The following is a 15,864-nucleotide window of genomic DNA, read 5'->3' on the forward strand; positions in this document are numbered from 1 at the left end:
AGTAGGTACCACGGGGTTACGGGATGGGAGCGAGTATGCTATTCCCGAGCATTTAAGTCAACTATAAGACCTAGTGCTTTAGTCGGGTTTACCGCAAGAGGGCGGCGGAATGATAGCAAACTAAGGGGCGCTTGCGCACGCCCCTTCTGTCAATGCGCCGACGCGTCGCTGCGGGCCTCGTCCTTGATCTGGGCGAAGTCCTCTTCACGCAGCGCCGGCAGCTCCTTGGCGCAGTAGTCGCTGCCAAGATTCTTCAGCGCGCCGCACATGTCTTCCAGACGCCCATCGACAGCTTGCAGGTGGTCGAGCAACTGACCAATGGCGCGGGCCACCGGGTCAGGCATGTCTTCGCTGACCCCATAGGCATCGAAGCCGATCTTCTCGGCCATGGCCTTGCGCCGGGCTTCGACCTCCGCATCGGTCTTGACGATGATCCGCCCCGGGATACCCACGGCAGTCGCGCCGGCCGGCACCGCCTTGGTGACCACGGCGTTGGAGCCGATCTTGGCCCCGGCACCGACAGTGAACGGCCCCAGCACCTTGGCGCCGGCACCGACGACAACGCCGTCCTCCAGGGTCGGGTGACGCTTGCCCTTGTTCCAGGTGGTGCCGCCCAGGGTCACACCCTGGTAAAGGGTGACGTCGTCGCCGATCTCGGCGGTCTCGCCAATGACGATGCCCATGCCGTGGTCAATAAAAAAGCGCCGGCCCACCTTGGCGCCGGGGTGAATCTCGATCCCGGTCAGCCAGCGGCCGAAGTTCGACACCAGCCGGGCCAGCCACTTCCAGTCTCGCCGCCACAGGGCGTGCGCCGCGCGATGCAGCCAGATCGCGTGCATGCCCGGGTAGCAGGTCAGCACCTCAAAGGCATTGCGCGCCGCCGGGTCACGGTGGAAAACGCTCTGGATATCTTCACGCAGACGCTCGAACATCTATTGATCCTTGCGCTTATGCGGTTCGCCACGGGCCGCTTTCTGGGTTTCGGTAAGAATGCCGCGCAAAATACTCATTTCCGAACGATCGACCGAGCTGCGCCCGTACAGCCGGCGCAGGCGCGGCATCAGGTGCCGAGGCTTTTGCGGGTCGAGAAAACCGATATCGACCAGGGTCTTTTCCAGGTGCTCGTAGAACAGCTCCATTTCATCCATGGTCGCCAGCTCGCTGCTGCGCTCGGCCGCCACATCGATTTTTTCCAGCGGCGACGGCTGCCCTTCCAGCGCCAGCCAGGCCATGCGCACTTCGTAGGCCAGCACCTGCACCGCTGCCCCAAGGTTCAGCGAGCTGAAATCCGGGTTCGAGGGGATGTGCACATGAAAGTGACAGCGCTGCAGCTCTTCGTTGGTCAGGCCCGCGTGCTCACGCCCAAACACCAGGGCGATCTCTTCACTCTGGGCAGCATGCTCTATGACCTTGCTGGCGCACTCGCGCGGATCGACCAGCGGCCAAGGGATGCGTCGCTCGCGGGCGCTGGTGCCAAACACCAGGTTGCAGCCGACCAGCGCCTCTTCGAGGGTGGCGACCACTTGCGCCCCGGCCAGCACGTCATCGGCACCCGACGCACGGGCATCGGCCTCGGCGGACGGGAAACTCTGCGGGTCGACCAGTACCAAGCGCGACAAGCCCATGTTTTTCATGGCACGCGCAGCGCCGCCGATATTGCCGGGGTGGCTGGTATTGACCAGAACAACACGAATATTTTGCAGCAAGGCGAGCGCTCACAGACGTTGCGAAGGGGGAGCAAATCTTACAGAAGCGACCGACTTTACGCTACGAAAGCAAATGTCACCCTTCTTCGCGCAAAGTTTTCTGCTAGAATGTTCGGCTTTCTTTAACGACCTAGGTGAAACGTCCATGCAGCCCATGCTGAATATCGCGCTGCGCGCCGCCCGCAGCGCCAGTGAATTGATTTTCCGCTCCATCGAGCGCCTGGATAGCATCAAGGTTGATGAAAAAGACGCCAAGGATTACGTCTCCGAAGTCGATCGCGCCGCAGAGCAGAAAATCATCGATGCCCTGCGCAAGGCCTACCCGAACCACTCCATCTACGGCGAAGAAACCGGCCTGCACGCCGGTAGCGGCGAAGAAGGCAAGGACTACCTGTGGATCATCGACCCACTGGATGGCACCACCAACTTCCTGCGTGGCGTTCCGCACTTTGCTGTCAGCATTGCCTGCAAATACCGTGGCCGCCTTGAGCACGCCGTGGTACTGGACCCTGTCCGCCAGGAAGAATTCACCGCCAGCCGTGGCCGTGGCGCCCAGCTGAACGGCCGTCGCCTGCGCGTCAGCCCTCGCACCAGCCTGGAAGGCGCCCTGCTGGGTACCGGCTTCCCGTTCCGCGACAACCAGATGGCTGACCTGGACAACTACCTGGGCATGTTCCGCGCCCTGGTTGGCCAGACCGCCGGCATCCGCCGCGCCGGTGCTGCCAGCCTGGACCTGGCCTACGTTGCCGCCGGTCGTTTCGATGCCTTCTGGGAATCGGGGCTGTCGGAGTGGGACATGGCTGCAGGCGCCCTGCTGATCCAGGAAGCTGGCGGCCTGGTGAGCGACTTCACCGGCGGCCACGACTTCCTCGAGAAGGGTCACATCGTTGCCGGCAACACCAAGTGCTTCAAGGCCGTTCTGACTGCTATCCAGCCGCACCTGCCTGCTTCGATCAAACGCTGAGTTTCGATCGGACACAAAAAAGCACCCTTCGGGGTGCTTTTTTTTGGCCTTTTTTATTGGCCTGACTGGGCCTGGCTCAGCACCAGCTTGCCTTCTTTATCCAGCGGAATCTGCGAACCCGGATCACGGTCCATACGCACCTGACCGACCTTGTCGCCGATCGAATACTTCACGTCATAGCCGACCACCTTCTCGCTCAGGTCATTGACCGTATTGCAGCGGGTTTGCGTGGTGGTATAAGTATCACGCTCCTGCATGCCTTCCTGCACCTTGTTACCGGCATAGCCGCCACCGACCGCACCGGCCACTGTCGCAATCTTTTTCCCGGTGCCGCCACCAATCTGGTTACCCAGCAGGCCACCTGCCAGGGCACCGACCACGGTACCGGCGATCTGGTGCTGATCCTTCACCGGCGCCTGACGCGTCACGGTGACGTCCTTGCACACTTCACGGGGCGTCTTGACCGTTTGCTTGACCGGTTGCACCGCCAACACCTCGGCGTACTCCGGCCCGCCCTTGACCAGGCTGTAGGTGGCAACAGCACCTCCGGCGGTTACACCGACAGCACCCAGAACCGCACCCACCAGCATCGACTTGTTCACGTGAACCTCCTGATCGTACCTGCGGGACAAAGCCCGCCTTCTCCCTGCCTTGGAGCATAAAAAAAGGCGCGAGTTCAACACTCGCGCCCTTTTGTACGACCAGCAGTGTGGGAAAAACCCTTACGGACGGTCGTCCACACCCTCGGCTTTCACCGTCGGGATCAGGTCTTCACTGTTCAGGTTCAGCCAGATCAGTACCACGTTGGCGATGTAGATCGACGAGTAGGTACCGGCCATGACGCCGATGAACAGTGCCAGGGAGAAGCCCCACAGGTTGTCGCCGCCGAAGAACAGCAGCGCGGCAATGGCCAGCAAGGTCGATACCGACGTCGCCACTGTACGCAGCAGGGTCTGGGTGGTCGAGATGTTGATGTTCTCGATCAGCGACGCCTTGCGCAGTACCCGGAAGTTCTCACGCACCCGGTCGAACACGACGATGGTGTCGTTGAGCGAGTAGCCGATGATCGCCAGCACCGCCGCCAGTACCGTCAGGTCGAAGGTGATCTGGAAGAACGAGAGGATACCCATGGTCACGACCACGTCGTGAATCAGCGACAGGATCGCACCCAGGGCGAACTTCCACTGAAAGCGGAAGGCCAGGTAGATCATGATGCCGCCCAGGGCCAGCAACATGCCCAAGCCACCCTGGTCACGCAGCTCTTCACCGACCTGAGGGCCGACGAATTCAACGCGCTTGACCACCGCCGGGTTGTCGGTGTTGACCTTCTGCAGCGCCTCGGACACGCGGTTACCCAACTGCGGGTCATCGCCTGGCATGCGCACCAGCAGGTCGGTGGTCGCACCGAAGCTCTGCACCACGGCATCTTCAAAACCGGCCTTGACCAGTTCCTCACGGACCTCGCCAAGGTTGGCCGGACGCTCGTAGGTCAGCTCGATGAGCGTACCGCCGGTGAAGTCCAGGCCGAAGTTGAGGCCTTTGTAGAACCAGCTGAACAACGCCAGCACAGTCAGAAGCAGGGTGATGCCGAACGCAAGGTTGCGCACACCCATGAAGTTGATGGTTCGTAACATGGCAGCCCCTTAAACCCACAGCTTCTTGATATCACGCCCGCCGCAGGTCAGGTTGACCATTGCGCGGGTAACCATGACGGCCGTGAACATCGAGGTGAAAATCCCGAGGGACATGGTAACCGCGAAGCCCTTGACCGGGCCGGTACCCATGGCGAAGAGGATGCCGCCGACCAGCAAGGTGGTCAGGTTGGCGTCGACAATCGCCGTGTAGGCACGGTTGAAGCCTTCGTGAATGGCGCGTTGTACCGACATGCCGTTGGCCAGCTCTTCGCGGATCCGCGAGAAGATCAGGACGTTGGCGTCAACCGCCATACCCATGGTCAGGACGATACCGGCAATACCCGGCAAGGTCAGCGTTGCCCCCAGCAAGGACATCAGCGCCAGCAGCATGACCATGTTGCCGGCCAGGGCGATGGTCGCGATCAGGCCGAAGAAGCGGTAGATGGCCATGATGAACAGCGAGACGAACAGCATGCCCCACAGCGAAGCGTCGATACCCTTGGTGATGTTGTCGGCACCCAGGCTCGGGCCAATGGTGCGCTCTTCAGCAAAGTACATCGGCGCCGCCAGTCCACCAGCACGCAGCAGCAGGGCCAGTTCCGACGATTCGCCCTGGCCGTTCAGGCCGGTGATACGGAACTGGCTGCCCAGTGGCGACTGGATGGTCGCCAGGCTGATGATCTTCTTCTCTTCGGTGAAGGTCTGTACGGCGACATCTTTCTCGACGCCGTCGACCATCTGCTTGACGTAGCGGGTGGTTGGACGCTGTTCGATGAAGATCACCGCCATGCTGCGACCGACGTTGCTACGGGTAGCGCGGCTCATCAGCTCGCCGCCGTGACCATCCAGACGGATGTTCACCTGCGGACGGCCTTGCTCGTCGAAGCTGGCCTGGGCGTCGGTAACCTGGTCACCGGTGATGATCAGGCCACGCTCGACCGCAGCCGAACGACCACCTTCACGGAACTCGAAGGTTTCGGTGGTGGCTTTCGAGGCACCCGGCTCAGCACCCAGGCGGAATTCGAGGTTGGCGGTCTTGCCGAGAATACGCTTGGCTTCGGCGGTATCCTGCACGCCTGGCAGCTCGACCACGATGCGGTTGGCACCCTGGCGCTGAACCAGTGGCTCGGCTACACCCAGCTCGTTGACGCGGTTACGTACCGTGGTCAAGTTCTGCTTGATCGAGTATTCACGGATTTCCGCGACCTTGGCCGGGGTAATCGCCAGGCGCAGTACGGACAGACCGTTGCGCTCGGTGGTGGTCAGCTCGAAATCATTGAAATTCTTGCGGATCAGGCTGCGGGCCTGTTCGCGGGAGTCATCATCGGAGAAGCCCAGCTGAATGCCGCCATCTTGTTGCGGCAGGCTGCGGTAGCGCACGCGCTCTTTGCGCAGCAGGCTTTTGACTTCGCCTTCGTAGACTTTCAGGCGGGCCGACATGGCCTTGTCCATGTCCACTTCAAGCAGGAAGTGCACACCACCGGAAAGGTCCAGGCCCAGCTTCATCGGGCTTGCGCCCAGGTTGCGCAGCCATTGCGGGGTAGTCGGGGCCAGGTTGAGCGCTACTACATAGTCGTCGCCCAGTGCCTTGCGCACTACATCCTTGGCTGGCAGCTGGTCTTCCTGCTTGGTCAGGCGCACCAGACCAACCTTGCCCTTCTCGCCCAGGCTCGCGGCCTTGACCTGGATACCGGACTCGTTGAGCGCTTTGCTCACACGGTCCAGATCGGCCTGAGTGACCTGCAGTGCAGTACTGGCACCGCTGACCTGAACGGCCGGATCATCAGGATAGAGGTTGGGAGCGGAATAAATAAAACCGATCGCCAGTACCACCAGGATCAGTGCGTATTTCCACAGAGGGTATTTGTTCAGCATCACGCCGCCCGTTCAAGACGCGGGGCGCCTTGCGCGCCCCGTCGATTGGAAAAAAACTGAAACTTAGATCGCTTTGAGCGTGCCCTTAGGCAGGGTCGCGGCTACGGCGCCCTTCTGGAACTTCAGCTCAACGTTGTCGGACACTTCCAGAACCACGAAGTCGTCGGCAACTTTGACGATCTTGCCGGCGATACCGCCGTTGGTGACAACTTCGTCACCTTTTTGCAGGTTGCTCAGCAGGTTCTTCTGCTCTTTGGCACGTTTGGCCTGTGGGCGCCAGATCATCAGGTAGAAGATGACCAGGAAACCGACCAGGAAAATCCACTCGAAGCCAGTACCGGCTGGGCCGGCGGCTGGGGCAGCTGCGTCCGCGTATGCGGCAGGGATCAGAAAGCTCATTTAGCACTCCAGTTGCAAATCAGTACTTGTTAGGGATCGACAAAACATCAGTCCAAGGGCGGCACAGGCAGCCCGCGCTTGGCGTAAAAGGCATCGACAAAGGCGGCCAATGTACCTTGTTGAATAGCCTCGCGTAAACCAGCCATCAACCGCTGGTAATGGCGCAAGTTATGGATCGTATTCAACATACTGCCCAACATTTCGCCGCATTTATCCAGGTGATGCAGATAAGCGCGGGAGAAGTTCTGGCAGGTATAGCAATCGCAGGTCGCGTCCAGGGGCGAATCATCGTGGCGATGGAACGCGTTACGGATTTTCAGCACACCGGTATCGACAAAAAGATGACCGTTGCGCGCGTTGCGCGTGGGCATCACGCAATCGAACATGTCGACGCCGCGGCGCACACCCTCAACGAGATCTTCCGGCTTGCCTACCCCCATAAGGTAACGAGGTTTGTCAGCCGGCATGCGCCCTGGCAGGTAATCCAGCACCTTGATCATTTCGTGCTTGGGCTCGCCCACCGACAGGCCGCCGATGGCCAGGCCGTCGAAGCCGATTTTTTCCAGGCCTTCGAGCGAGCGCATGCGCAGGTTCTCGTGCATGCCGCCCTGGACGATGCCGAACAGCGCCGCAGTGCTGTCGCCGTGGGCGTTCTTCGAACGCTGGGCCCAGCGCAGGGAAAGCTCCATGGACACTCGGGCGACGTCTTCATCGGCCGGGTACGGGGTGCACTCGTCGAAAATCATCACCACGTCCGAGCCCAGGTCACGCTGGACCTGCATCGACTCTTCCGGGCCCATGAACACCTTGGAGCCGTCGACTGGCGAGGCGAAGGTCACGCCCTCTTCGCGGATCTTGCGCATGGCGCCCAGGCTGAACACCTGGAAACCGCCGGAGTCGGTGAGGATCGGGCCCTGCCACTTCATGAAGTCGTGCAGGTCGCCATGGGCCTTGATCACCTCGGTCCCCGGGCGCAGCCACAGGTGGAAGGTGTTGCCGAGGATCATGTGCGCGCCGATCGCCTCGATGTCGCGCGGCAGCATGCCCTTGACCGTGCCATAGGTGCCCACTGGCATGAACGCCGGGGTCTCGACCACGCCACGCGGGAAGGTCAGGCGGCCGCGGCGGGCCTTGCCGTCGGTGGCGAGCAATTCGAAGGACATACGACAGGTGCGACTCATGCTTGATCCTCGGGGCCGCGTGGCGCCGGATTGCGGGTGATGAACATGGCATCACCGTAACTGAAGAAGCGGTATCCGTTTTCGACCGCCGCCGCGTAGGCAGCCATGGTCTCGGGGTAACCGGCGAAGGCCGAAACCAGCATCAGCAGCGTGGATTCAGGCAAATGGAAGTTGGTCACCAGGGCGTCGACCACATGGAACGGCCGGCCCGGGAAGATAAAGATGTCGGTATCGCCGCTGAACGCCTTGAGCTCGCCATCACGGGCGGCGCTTTCCAGCGAACGTACGCTGGTGGTGCCCACGGCAACCACTCGCCCGCCACGGGCACGGCACGCGGCCACGGCGTCGACCACATCCTGGCCGACCTCCAGCCACTCTTTATGCATGTGGTGGTCTTCGATGCGTTCGACCCGGACCGGCTGGAAGGTACCCGCGCCCACGTGCAGGGTGACAAAGGCGGTTTCGACGCCCTTGGCGGCGATCTTGGCCAGCAGTTCTTCGTCGAAGTGCAGGCCGGCGGTTGGCGCGGCCACGGCGCCGGCGCGCTCGGCGTATACCGTCTGATAGCGCTCGCGGTCGGCGCCCTCATCCGGACGGTCGATGTACGGCGGCAACGGCATATGGCCGACGCGCTCGAGCAGTGGCAGCACCTCTTCGGCAAAACGCAGCTCGAACAGCGCATCGTGACGGGCGACCATCTCGGCCTCGCCACCGCCATCGATGAGAATCTGCGTGCCAGCCTTGGGCGCCTTGCTCGAACGCACGTGGGCCAGTACCCGGTGGCTATCGAGCACGCGCTCGACGAGAACCTCCAGCTTGCCGCCGCTGGCCTTCTGGCCGAACAGACGCGCCGGAATCACCCGGGTATTGTTGAACACCATCAGGTCGCCCGGGCGCAAATGCTCGAGCAAGTCGGTGAACTGGCGATGCGCCAGTGCCCCGCTCGGCCCGTCCAGGGTCAGCAGCCGGCTGCTATGGCGCTGCGCCAGCGGATGGCGAGCGATCAGGGAATCAGGAAGCTCAAAGGAGAAATCGGCGACGCGCATGATGGTGTTCGGTTCGACAGGGCCGGAAAGTTTAGCCGAAATGGTGAAAATTGACCATGAAACCTGATTGACCAACGGTAGGCGCCTCTCTATACTTCGCCGCCACAAGCCCTGATGGCGGAATTGGTAGACGCGGCGGATTCAAAATCCGTTTTCGAAAGGAGTGGGAGTTCGAGTCTCCCTCGGGGCACCAAACGCAAAAAGAAACCGACCCTAGGGTCGGTTTTTTTGTGCCCGGAAAATCAAGCACAAGCCACCAGGCGCTGCACTTGCCGGTGGATCTCATCGCCGTGATTCAACTCGGCCGTGCGCAGGTCAAACGCCGTCTGCAGGTTGAGCCAGAACTCCGGCGTGGTGTCCAGGCAAGTGGCGAGGCGCAAGGCCATGTCTGCCGAAACGCCACGACGTCCGCGAAGGATTTCATTCACGGTAGGGGTCGATACGCCCAGAGCCCGAGCCAAGGACGCGGCGCTAAAACCCAGTTCACTCTGAAAATCCTCGCGCAGGACTTCACCCGGGTGGATTGGACGCATGCCGTTCTTGAACATGATGCACCTCAGTGGTAATCAACAATCTCAACGTTTTCCGGACCTTCCTCGGTCCAGATGAAGCACACACGCCACTGACCGTTGATCCGTATGCTGTACTGCCCGCTGCGATTACCGCTTAAGGCCTCCAGGCGGTTACCCGGCGGCGAGCGCAGATCTCGCAACTCTTTAGCAGCCTCCAGCATGGCAAGCTTGCGCTCGACAACTGCCAGAACATCGGCCCATCGCCGCGTTCTGCCAGTAGTGAAGAGCGCTTGCGTACTCGCGCATCTGAAGCTTCGAATCATGCAGTGTAACGCTTAACGTTATTCGTTACGTATGAGTATACGCTGATTCCCAAGACGTTCAACGATTGACTGCCCCAGCTAGCGTTTCCCCGCTTCATTGCACCACCCCACACGCAATCCGCGCCCCACCACCACCCAACGCCTCTGGGTGATCGCTGTGGTTGTCACCGCCGCCATGCACCATCAGCGCATGGCCCTTGAACTCCTCGGCCTTCAGGCGTGGGGCCAGGACTGGATAGCGGGCGGTGCCGTCGACGCTGACATACAGGGCGGGCAAGTCGCCCTTATGCCCGGCATCGTCGTACGGACCCAGGTGTTTTTTGCTCTGCTGCGGGTCCCAATGCCCGCCCGCAGCACCTGCCGGCGTAGTCTTGCCGTCAGCGGTTGCCGGTGCGCAGGAGGGTTTCTCGTGCAGGTGAAAGCCGTGTACGCCCGGTGGCAAGTCGCGCAGGTCAGGCGTGAGCAAGGTGCCGTATTGGTTCTGCTCGATGGTGATGGTACCAACAGGTTTGGCGCTGCCATCGGCGCCCACCAGGGCCATTTCCACGGTCTGGGCCTGGGCGGCGCCCGCTGTTGCCAGGGCGGCAGTGAACAAGAGTGCTTTCATGAGGTTGCTCCTTGTGGGTCGATGCAGCCGAAGGGCACCTTATCAAGGTGGACCCTGGCGCAGCGTGGGGATTCCATTACCAGCTTTGTCGAAGTGTGTAGGATCACTGTCACCCTCATTTGCTGATCGAGTCGCGCCATGCAATTGACCCACCGCCCCGTCCAACCCCAGGACATCGCAGCCATCTGCTGCTTCCCCCAAGGCCCGGACGAGCTGTTCTACATGTTCCCCAAGGCCAAGTACCCGCTGACACCCGCGCAACTGAGCGAGGCTATCGCCCAGCGCAGCAGCTCCACTGTGGTCGAGGGCGACGGTACGGTGCTGGCCTTTGCCAACTTCTACAAGGCCGAACATGGCGGCGTATGTGCCCTCGGCAATGTGGTGGTGGCCCCCGCCGCGCGCGGTCATGGCGTGGCGCGTTATCTGGTGCAGAGCATGATCGAGCTGGCTCGCAGCCAGTTCGAGGCGCGCGAGGTGCAGGTGTCGTGTTTCAACAGCAATGCCGCCGGGCTGCTGCTTTATCCACAGCTGGGCTTTAAACCTTTTGCCATCGAGGAGCGCCAGGGCCCTGGCAATACCCGAGTGGCGCTGGTGCAGATGAAGCAGGCGCTGTAGCCGATCGATGAGCTCCAACGAACCTTGAGCGTGCGGCGGCGTCCGACTCTGTACATTCGCCGTTCGAGGTTCACCTGAAAGACGCCATTGCCCGCAAATACCGCCTGATCGTCAAACCCTCGGTTACGTAAGCGAGCACCAGATTCAAATGGATGCGATTTGTGAAACCATCGAAAGGAATCTGGAGTCGATGCAGCGGGATGCGCAGTGTGGGGAGGTGATTACTAGCGAGAACTGTTAGGGCAAGGTCCGAGCGTGGGCGATGTAATTCAAGGCACGGGCCTTCTCTTGCGGACATCCCTCGTTGTCGACCTGCAGCAAGTACTCCTTGATGGTCTCCTCGCCGTCGAGCAAGGCAACCAGATCAAACGCTTTAAGTTGCTGCATTGTTTGCACTCCTGAAGTACTCGCAGAAGATCAAACCTTTGCAGACAACTTCACCTTATTGAAGGGTGTCGCTTCGCTGTTTTGTGCAGGCCATTTCCCAAGCTCAACATCCCGGTAATCGGACTATTGCGGGTGCTTCACTATCTACATAGTCTTGCTCGTTCATCGCCAGGCGGATTACCGTTTTCTGCTTCTATGGCAGCTGTACGTGGGGCACATTCGTGTGCGCCGGGTTCCTAAGTCCCTGGTCTGTCAACCCCCGTACAGCTGCCACCCTTTCGTTTGACAGCGGCAGGTGGTAGCTCCGATGACTTAGGAGTTGACCATGCCGTACTGCCCTGCACGAGATGGAAACAGCGCGCTGGCGGGTTGAACAGGCACTGGCCTGCGTTCAGATAGCCCACTGATAGCGAGCGCTTCGGCGATGGGCGGCGCAGCCGACCCGAGGATCACTCCATGAGCACTGAAACAATCGGCACTGCAAGCGTCACCAGGCTGTTCCACATCAACCCGGGCATCCCCTGCGAACAGTCACTGGAGCAGGCCGAGCACGCAATAGGTAAAACCCAGTGAGGATTTCGCCCGCGCGGCCGTTATCCTCAAGGTAAGCCCCTGCGCCCGAGGTAACGATGTTTCAACAATGGAGCGAAATGCTGCAGCTCTACAAACGCAGCCGCCCGAACTACTGGCACGCGATCCGCAACAATCCGCTGGCAGCGCACCTGTTGCCAACCTGGCTGGTGGTGCTGGCAATCATTCTGGTGGTCAGCGCCTCATTCAGCGTACAACAGCACCCGCTGGGACCGGTTACGGTGATGTTCAGTACCAGCCTGTGCATGTGGGCGCTGTTGCTGGCCCGCGAGTACTTTGTCGCCGAGCAGTTCAAAAGCCTGTATCAACGCCACGCCATTGCCAACCAGCCGCTGCTGCAACGCGACAGTTACCTGCGCTACGCGCATTTCCTGCAGATGCTTGAGCAGAACGCGGTCAGTGCGACCCAAGCGGCCGAGATCGTGGCGTTCGCGAAGATTTCCGAGAACCCGCCCAAGTCTTTGAACCTGACCCAGAACGCGATGTTCGTGGCGATCATGACCTTCCTCGCCACCATCGCCGCCGAGAAGGCCAAGCTCACCGAGCTGTGGGCGTTCGGCAAAGGCAACCTGGTCATCCTGCTGACCTTCGCCGTGTTGCTGGTGCTGTGGTTCGGCCTGATCGTGGTGCGCGATCATCTGCACTACAAGGAACGGATCATCCGCTACCTGGAATGGGCCAGCCATGATCTGCCCAAGCCCTGATCAACGCGCAGGTTTCAGGCGCGTACAAAGCGCTGCCTGAGTACGTCGCTCAAGGCATCGACCAGCAACACCAGCACCAGCATGGCGATGATCACCGTGCTGGCCTGGGCTTCCTGGAACAGGCTCAGGGTGGTGTAGAGCATCTGCCCCAGGCCGCCTGCACCAACAAAACCCAGCACGCTGGCCATGCGGATGTTGTTTTCCCAGCGGTACAGGCTGTAGGCCAGCAACTGTGGCCAGAGGTTGGGCAAGGTGCCGAAGCAGAACGCCGCGACCTGGCTGCCGCCCTGCAGGCGAATGGCCGCCGCCGGTTCCGGCGGGGCGTTTTCCAGCGCTTCGGCGAACAGCCGTCCGAGTACGCCTGAGGTGTGCAGGGCCAGGGCCAAGGTGCCGGCATTGGGCCCAAGGCCGGCGGCGAGGACGGTCAAGGCCGCCCACACCAGCTCCGGAATCGCGCGCAGGGCGTTGAGCAGCAAGCGCGCAACGCCTTGCAGCGGCCAGCCAAAACGCCCGGCTGCGGGCAAGGCCAGCAACAGGCCGAGCACCACCGCAAGCAAGGTACCCAGGCCCGACATGGCCAGGGTTTCCAAAGCGCCTTGGCCAACCGCCCGCAAGTGATCGGGGCTCAGGTCGGGGCTGAGGAATCGCAGCGCGTAAGCGCCCATCTGCCCTAGCCCGCCATCGCCAAACAACGCCTGCAGATCAAGGCTCAAATATGCGAACGAAGCTGCCACCGCCGCCAACAGCGCCAGCACCAACGCGGTATTGATCAGCGCTCTCATGCCAGCCTCCCGCGCAGCAGGCGGCTGAGCTGGTCGGCCAGCCAAACCAGCAGCAGAAACGTCAGCAGCATGCTCGCCACCTCGGCGCCGGCGAACATGCGCATGGACAGGTCGATCTGCTGGCCCAACCCGCCCGCGCCGACAAACCCCATCACCACCGAGGCGCGGATCGCGCACTCCCAGCGGTACACCGTGTACGACACCAGCTCCGCCGCCGCAGCGGGCAGGATGCCGTAGAAGAATGCGCTCAAGCGGCTGCTGCCAGCCTGCAACAAGGCATGGGCCGGGCGCTGGTCGACCGATTCGAAGATCTCCGCATAGACCTTGCCGAGCATGCCGCTGTAAGTGATGGCAATGGCCAGCACCCCGGCGGTCGGGCCCAGGCCGACGGCGCGGACGAACAGCAGCGCCCAGACAATCTCCGGCACGCTGCGCAAAAAGATCAACAGGCCGCGCACCGGCAGGCGCAGGGTGCGCGACCAGAAGCTCAGGCGCCCGCCCCGTGAGGCCGCGCGCAACGACAGTGCCCGGCTGGCCAGCAGGCTGGCCGGGATCGCCAACAGCAAGGCCAGGGTCATGCCGGCGGTGGCCACAGCCAGGGTCTGCAAGGTGGCTTCAAGCAGCAGCCGAAGAAAGTCAGGCGCAAGGGCCGGTGGCCAGAAGGCGCTGACGAAATTGGCCATCTCCCGGCGGTTGTCGGCCTGCAGCAATACGCCGGGGTTCAGTTCGCTAAGGCGAATGCCCGGCCACAACAGGGCAATCGCCAGCAGTGCCAGCAGCACTCTGGGCAATGCCGCCGGGTCGCGGCTGTCAGCCTTCAGCATCGGGGAATCTGCAGATTCAAGGCCGGCAGCGGTAGCGGCGGCGACAGCAGATGTTCGTTGGCATACAGCCCATCGAGCATGACGCTGGAGACCTCGCTCGCCGGGCGATCAAAGACGATCCGCCCTTCGCGAACACCAATCACCCGCGGGAAATGCGCCAGCGCCAGCTCTACCGCATGCAGGCTGGCGATCAGGGTCACGCCGCGCTCGTTGGCATGCTGGTTGAGGGTTTTCAGGCTGTGTTCGGCCAGCACCGGGTCCATGGCCGAAACCGGCTCGTCGGCAAGCAATATCTGCGGTTGCTGATACAGCGCCCGGGCAATGCCGACCCGCTGCAACTGGCCGCCGGACAACTGTCCGCACTGGACAAAAATCTTCTCGGCCATGCCCAGGGTCGTCAGCACTTCGCGCACACCTGGCACATCCGCCGGGTGCAGCAGGTTGAGCAGCCCGCGCAAGGTGCTCCACTGCCCCAGGCGCCCGGCCAGCACCGCCGTCACCACCCGCTGACGCGGTGGCAGCGGCGGCGCCTGATGGATCAGGGCGATGCGTGTGCGCAGGCGCTGTAGCGCAGCGGCCGACAACCGCCAGGGCGCCACATCGAGCAGCTCGACGGTACCGGTACTGGGGGCCAGGGCAGTGCCCAGCAACTGCAGCAGGCTCGACTTGCCCGCCCCCGACGGGCCGATGATCGCCACCCGCTCGCCGGCGCCAATCTGCAGGTCGATGCCATGCAGGGCCTGAACCTGGCCATGGCGCAGGCTGGCGCCGGTCAAACGGATGGTCATTTCAGCAGTTCGGCGGCGCGCGCGGCCTCTTCGATGCCCTTGTAGTTGTCCGGGCTGGTTTCGATGAAGCGGCTGGCGGCCTGCAGGTCGAGGATGGCCTTGTCGGCAGGCTTGGCTGGATCAAGGTCGAGGAAAGCTTGCTTGATCTTGTCTTTAAGGGCCGGGTCGAGGCTACCACGCACGGTCCAGTTGTAGTCGAAGTAGCTTGGAGTGGTGGCGAACACCTTCACCTTGTTGGTATCGATCTTGCCCGAGGCTACCAGCTTTTCCCAGACGCTGGCGTTGAGTACCCCGCCGTCGGCCTTGCCGGCCTGGACCCAGGCGGCCGTGGCATCGTGGGCACCGGAATAGGCGACGCGGCTGAAGTAGGTTTCAGGCTTGATGCCATCCTTGAGCATGAAGTAGCGCGGCATCAGGCTGCCGGAGGTGGACGAAATGGAACCGAAGGCAAAGGTCTTGCCCTTGAGATCGGCCAGGCTCTTCACGTCCGGGTTGGCGGTGATGAATTTGCTGGTGAACTTGGCATCCTGTTCACGCTGCACCAAGGGTGTGGCTGTCGGATCCTTGAGGTGCACCTGCACGAAAGTGAAACCGCCCAGCCAGGCCATATCCAGCTTGTTGGCAACCAGCGACTCGACCACTGCCGGGTAGTCTGCCACCGGCACGAACTCGACCTTCATCCCCAGCTTCTGCTCCAGGTACTCGCCCAATGGCTTGAACTTGCGTAGCAGTTCGGTGGGCGCTTCGTCAGGGATGGCACTGACCCGCAGGGTGTCGGCCGCCTGGGCCAGGTAAGACGAGCAAGACAACACCAGACCGGCAAACAGCGCCAGGGGACGTTTGAGCATGGGGATTCTCCGGTTCAATAGCGGGGAAAGGGCCGCACGGGCCACCCCGGAAATTATAAGAGGCATCGGCGCAAAGGC

19 protein-coding genes and 1 tRNA gene are annotated in these 15,864 nt (G+C 61.9%); 4 read left to right on the top strand and 16 right to left on the bottom strand.

The features are described from left to right. Positions 1 to 149: 149 nt before the first annotated feature. A complete protein-coding gene (gene cysE / locus F8N82_RS20355) occupies positions 150 to 932 on the bottom strand; it encodes a serine O-acetyltransferase (protein WP_038997029.1) in 783 nt (260 codons plus the stop codon). After that, positions 933 to 1,706, bottom strand: a complete 774-nt coding sequence (trmJ, locus tag F8N82_RS20360) for a tRNA (cytosine(32)/uridine(32)-2'-O)-methyltransferase TrmJ (protein ID WP_095162415.1) — start codon at positions 1,704 to 1,706, stop codon at positions 933 to 935. Positions 1,707 to 1,851: 145 nt separating this feature from the next. Between trmJ and suhB the strand changes: the two genes are divergently transcribed. Further along, positions 1,852 to 2,670 carry an inositol-phosphate phosphatase gene (suhB, locus tag F8N82_RS20365; protein WP_010223469.1) on the top strand — a complete coding sequence of 273 codons (819 nt, stop codon included), beginning with the start codon at positions 1,852 to 1,854 and terminating at the stop codon, positions 2,668 to 2,670. A 53-nt stretch (positions 2,671 to 2,723) separates the two neighbouring features. On the opposite strand, the gene F8N82_RS20370 is transcribed toward suhB, so the two are convergent. From F8N82_RS20370 to queA, 6 genes are all read right to left on the bottom strand, one after another. Next, the gene (locus tag F8N82_RS20370; RefSeq protein ID WP_038997031.1) at positions 2,724 to 3,272 is read right to left on the bottom strand and encodes a glycine zipper 2TM domain-containing protein; all 549 of its coding nucleotides are present in this window, start codon (positions 3,270 to 3,272) and stop codon (positions 2,724 to 2,726) included. A 120-nt stretch (positions 3,273 to 3,392) separates the two neighbouring features. Further along, positions 3,393 to 4,304, bottom strand: a complete 912-nt coding sequence (gene secF, locus F8N82_RS20375) for a protein translocase subunit SecF (protein ID WP_038997033.1) — start codon at positions 4,302 to 4,304, stop codon at positions 3,393 to 3,395. A 9-nt stretch (positions 4,305 to 4,313) separates the two neighbouring features. Next, positions 4,314 to 6,179, bottom strand: coding sequence for a protein translocase subunit SecD (gene secD / locus F8N82_RS20380; RefSeq protein ID WP_038997034.1), 1,866 nt, complete (start codon positions 6,177 to 6,179; stop codon positions 4,314 to 4,316). A 63-nt stretch (positions 6,180 to 6,242) separates the two neighbouring features. Next, positions 6,243 to 6,578, bottom strand: coding sequence for a preprotein translocase subunit YajC (yajC, locus tag F8N82_RS20385; RefSeq protein ID WP_010223473.1), 336 nt, complete (start codon positions 6,576 to 6,578; stop codon positions 6,243 to 6,245). Between the two features lie 47 nt (positions 6,579 to 6,625). Further along, positions 6,626 to 7,741 (bottom strand): tRNA guanosine(34) transglycosylase Tgt, encoded by a 1,116-nt coding sequence (gene tgt, locus F8N82_RS20390; protein WP_162195925.1) that lies wholly within the window; start codon positions 7,739 to 7,741, stop codon positions 6,626 to 6,628. A 14-nt stretch (positions 7,742 to 7,755) separates the two neighbouring features. Next, the gene (queA, locus tag F8N82_RS20395; protein WP_038997037.1) at positions 7,756 to 8,805 is read right to left on the bottom strand and encodes a tRNA preQ1(34) S-adenosylmethionine ribosyltransferase-isomerase QueA; all 1,050 of its coding nucleotides are present in this window, start codon (positions 8,803 to 8,805) and stop codon (positions 7,756 to 7,758) included. A 108-nt stretch (positions 8,806 to 8,913) separates the two neighbouring features. Here queA and F8N82_RS20400 point away from each other — a divergent pair. Next, positions 8,914 to 8,998: transfer RNA gene (locus tag F8N82_RS20400), tRNA-Leu, on the top strand. Between the two features lie 49 nt (positions 8,999 to 9,047). On the opposite strand, the gene F8N82_RS20405 is transcribed toward F8N82_RS20400, so the two are convergent. The 3 genes from F8N82_RS20405 to sodC all read right to left on the bottom strand — a co-directional run bounded on the left by F8N82_RS20405 (position 9,048) and on the right by sodC (position 10,247). Further along, positions 9,048 to 9,353, bottom strand: a complete 306-nt coding sequence (locus F8N82_RS20405; RefSeq protein ID WP_038997038.1) for a HigA family addiction module antitoxin — start codon at positions 9,351 to 9,353, stop codon at positions 9,048 to 9,050. Positions 9,354 to 9,361: 8 nt separating this feature from the next. Next, positions 9,362 to 9,640, bottom strand: a complete 279-nt coding sequence (locus F8N82_RS20410; RefSeq protein ID WP_038997040.1) for a type II toxin-antitoxin system RelE/ParE family toxin — start codon at positions 9,638 to 9,640, stop codon at positions 9,362 to 9,364. Positions 9,641 to 9,734: 94 nt separating this feature from the next. After that, positions 9,735 to 10,247, bottom strand: coding sequence for a superoxide dismutase family protein (gene sodC, locus F8N82_RS20415; RefSeq protein ID WP_038997041.1), 513 nt, complete (start codon positions 10,245 to 10,247; stop codon positions 9,735 to 9,737). A gap of 138 nt (positions 10,248 to 10,385) precedes the next feature. Here sodC and F8N82_RS20420 point away from each other — a divergent pair, with 138 nt between their 5' ends. Continuing rightward, positions 10,386 to 10,862 carry a GNAT family N-acetyltransferase gene (locus F8N82_RS20420; RefSeq protein ID WP_038997042.1) on the top strand — a complete coding sequence of 159 codons (477 nt, stop codon included), beginning with the start codon at positions 10,386 to 10,388 and terminating at the stop codon, positions 10,860 to 10,862. A 237-nt stretch (positions 10,863 to 11,099) separates the two neighbouring features. On the opposite strand, the gene F8N82_RS20430 is transcribed toward F8N82_RS20420, so the two are convergent. Further along, complete coding sequence (locus F8N82_RS20430) at positions 11,100 to 11,249, bottom strand: hypothetical protein (RefSeq protein ID WP_157771875.1); 150 nt, start codon at positions 11,247 to 11,249, stop codon at positions 11,100 to 11,102. Between the two features lie 629 nt (positions 11,250 to 11,878). On the opposite strand from F8N82_RS20430, the gene F8N82_RS20435 reads away from it, so the two are divergent. Continuing rightward, positions 11,879 to 12,544 carry a hypothetical protein gene (locus tag F8N82_RS20435; protein ID WP_141231058.1) on the top strand — a complete coding sequence of 222 codons (666 nt, stop codon included), beginning with the start codon at positions 11,879 to 11,881 and terminating at the stop codon, positions 12,542 to 12,544. Between the two features lie 14 nt (positions 12,545 to 12,558). Here the strand turns inward: F8N82_RS20435 and phnE are convergent, their stop codons facing one another. The 4 genes from phnE to F8N82_RS20455 are packed head-to-tail and all read right to left on the bottom strand — an operon-like array spanning position 12,559 to position 15,786. Then, on the bottom strand, positions 12,559 to 13,326 hold the full coding sequence (gene phnE / locus F8N82_RS20440) for a phosphonate ABC transporter, permease protein PhnE (RefSeq protein WP_038997044.1): 768 nt from the start codon (positions 13,324 to 13,326) through the stop codon (positions 12,559 to 12,561). Next, positions 13,323 to 14,150: a PhnE/PtxC family ABC transporter permease gene (locus F8N82_RS20445; protein ID WP_038997045.1), complete on the bottom strand. Its 828-nt coding sequence runs from the start codon at positions 14,148 to 14,150 to the stop codon at positions 13,323 to 13,325. Before F8N82_RS20445 ends, phnE begins: the two co-directional genes overlap by 4 nt. After that, a complete protein-coding gene (locus F8N82_RS20450) occupies positions 14,144 to 14,938 on the bottom strand; it encodes a phosphonate ABC transporter ATP-binding protein (protein ID WP_038997046.1) in 795 nt (264 codons plus the stop codon). The genes F8N82_RS20445 and F8N82_RS20450 overlap by 7 nt, the downstream gene beginning before the upstream one ends. Next, a complete protein-coding gene (locus F8N82_RS20455) occupies positions 14,935 to 15,786 on the bottom strand; it encodes a putative selenate ABC transporter substrate-binding protein (protein WP_038997047.1) in 852 nt (283 codons plus the stop codon). The genes F8N82_RS20450 and F8N82_RS20455 overlap by 4 nt, the downstream gene beginning before the upstream one ends. Between the last annotated feature and the right edge of the window lie 78 nt (positions 15,787 to 15,864).

The sequence above is a fragment of the Pseudomonas fluorescens genome (genome assembly GCF_902497775.2).
GTDB classification, from domain to species: Bacteria; Pseudomonadota; Gammaproteobacteria; order Pseudomonadales; family Pseudomonadaceae; genus Aquipseudomonas; species Aquipseudomonas putida_F.

Bases quoted from the DNA above. Each gene is read 5' to 3' on its own strand.
- F8N82_RS20445 (WP_038997045.1), bottom strand. From the start codon at position 14,150: ATGCTGAAGGCTGACAGCCGCGACCCGGCGGCATTGCCCAGAGTGCTG.
- F8N82_RS20455 (WP_038997047.1), bottom strand. From the start codon at position 15,786: ATGCTCAAACGTCCCCTGGCGCTGTTTGCCGGTCTGGTGTTGTCTTGC.
- suhB (WP_010223469.1), top strand. From the start codon at position 1,852: ATGCAGCCCATGCTGAATATCGCGCTGCGCGCCGCCCGCAGCGCCAGT.
- F8N82_RS20405 (WP_038997038.1), bottom strand. From the start codon at position 9,353: ATGTTCAAGAACGGCATGCGTCCAATCCACCCGGGTGAAGTCCTGCGC.
- secD (WP_038997034.1), bottom strand. From the start codon at position 6,179: ATGCTGAACAAATACCCTCTGTGGAAATACGCACTGATCCTGGTGGTA.
- F8N82_RS20430 (WP_157771875.1), bottom strand. From the start codon at position 11,249: ATGCAGCAACTTAAAGCGTTTGATCTGGTTGCCTTGCTCGACGGCGAG.
- tgt (WP_162195925.1), bottom strand. From the start codon at position 7,741: ATGTCCTTCGAATTGCTCGCCACCGACGGCAAGGCCCGCCGCGGCCGC.
- cysE (WP_038997029.1), bottom strand. From the start codon at position 932: ATGTTCGAGCGTCTGCGTGAAGATATCCAGAGCGTTTTCCACCGTGAC.
- F8N82_RS20450 (WP_038997046.1), bottom strand. From the start codon at position 14,938: ATGACCATCCGTTTGACCGGCGCCAGCCTGCGCCATGGCCAGGTTCAG.
- F8N82_RS20410 (WP_038997040.1), bottom strand. From the start codon at position 9,640: ATGATTCGAAGCTTCAGATGCGCGAGTACGCAAGCGCTCTTCACTACT.
- queA (WP_038997037.1), bottom strand. From the start codon at position 8,805: ATGCGCGTCGCCGATTTCTCCTTTGAGCTTCCTGATTCCCTGATCGCT.
- F8N82_RS20435 (WP_141231058.1), top strand. From the start codon at position 11,879: ATGTTTCAACAATGGAGCGAAATGCTGCAGCTCTACAAACGCAGCCGC.
- phnE (WP_038997044.1), bottom strand. From the start codon at position 13,326: ATGAGAGCGCTGATCAATACCGCGTTGGTGCTGGCGCTGTTGGCGGCG.
- sodC (WP_038997041.1), bottom strand. From the start codon at position 10,247: ATGAAAGCACTCTTGTTCACTGCCGCCCTGGCAACAGCGGGCGCCGCC.
- yajC (WP_010223473.1), bottom strand. From the start codon at position 6,578: ATGAGCTTTCTGATCCCTGCCGCATACGCGGACGCAGCTGCCCCAGCC.
- secF (WP_038997033.1), bottom strand. From the start codon at position 4,304: ATGTTACGAACCATCAACTTCATGGGTGTGCGCAACCTTGCGTTCGGC.
- F8N82_RS20420 (WP_038997042.1), top strand. From the start codon at position 10,386: ATGCAATTGACCCACCGCCCCGTCCAACCCCAGGACATCGCAGCCATC.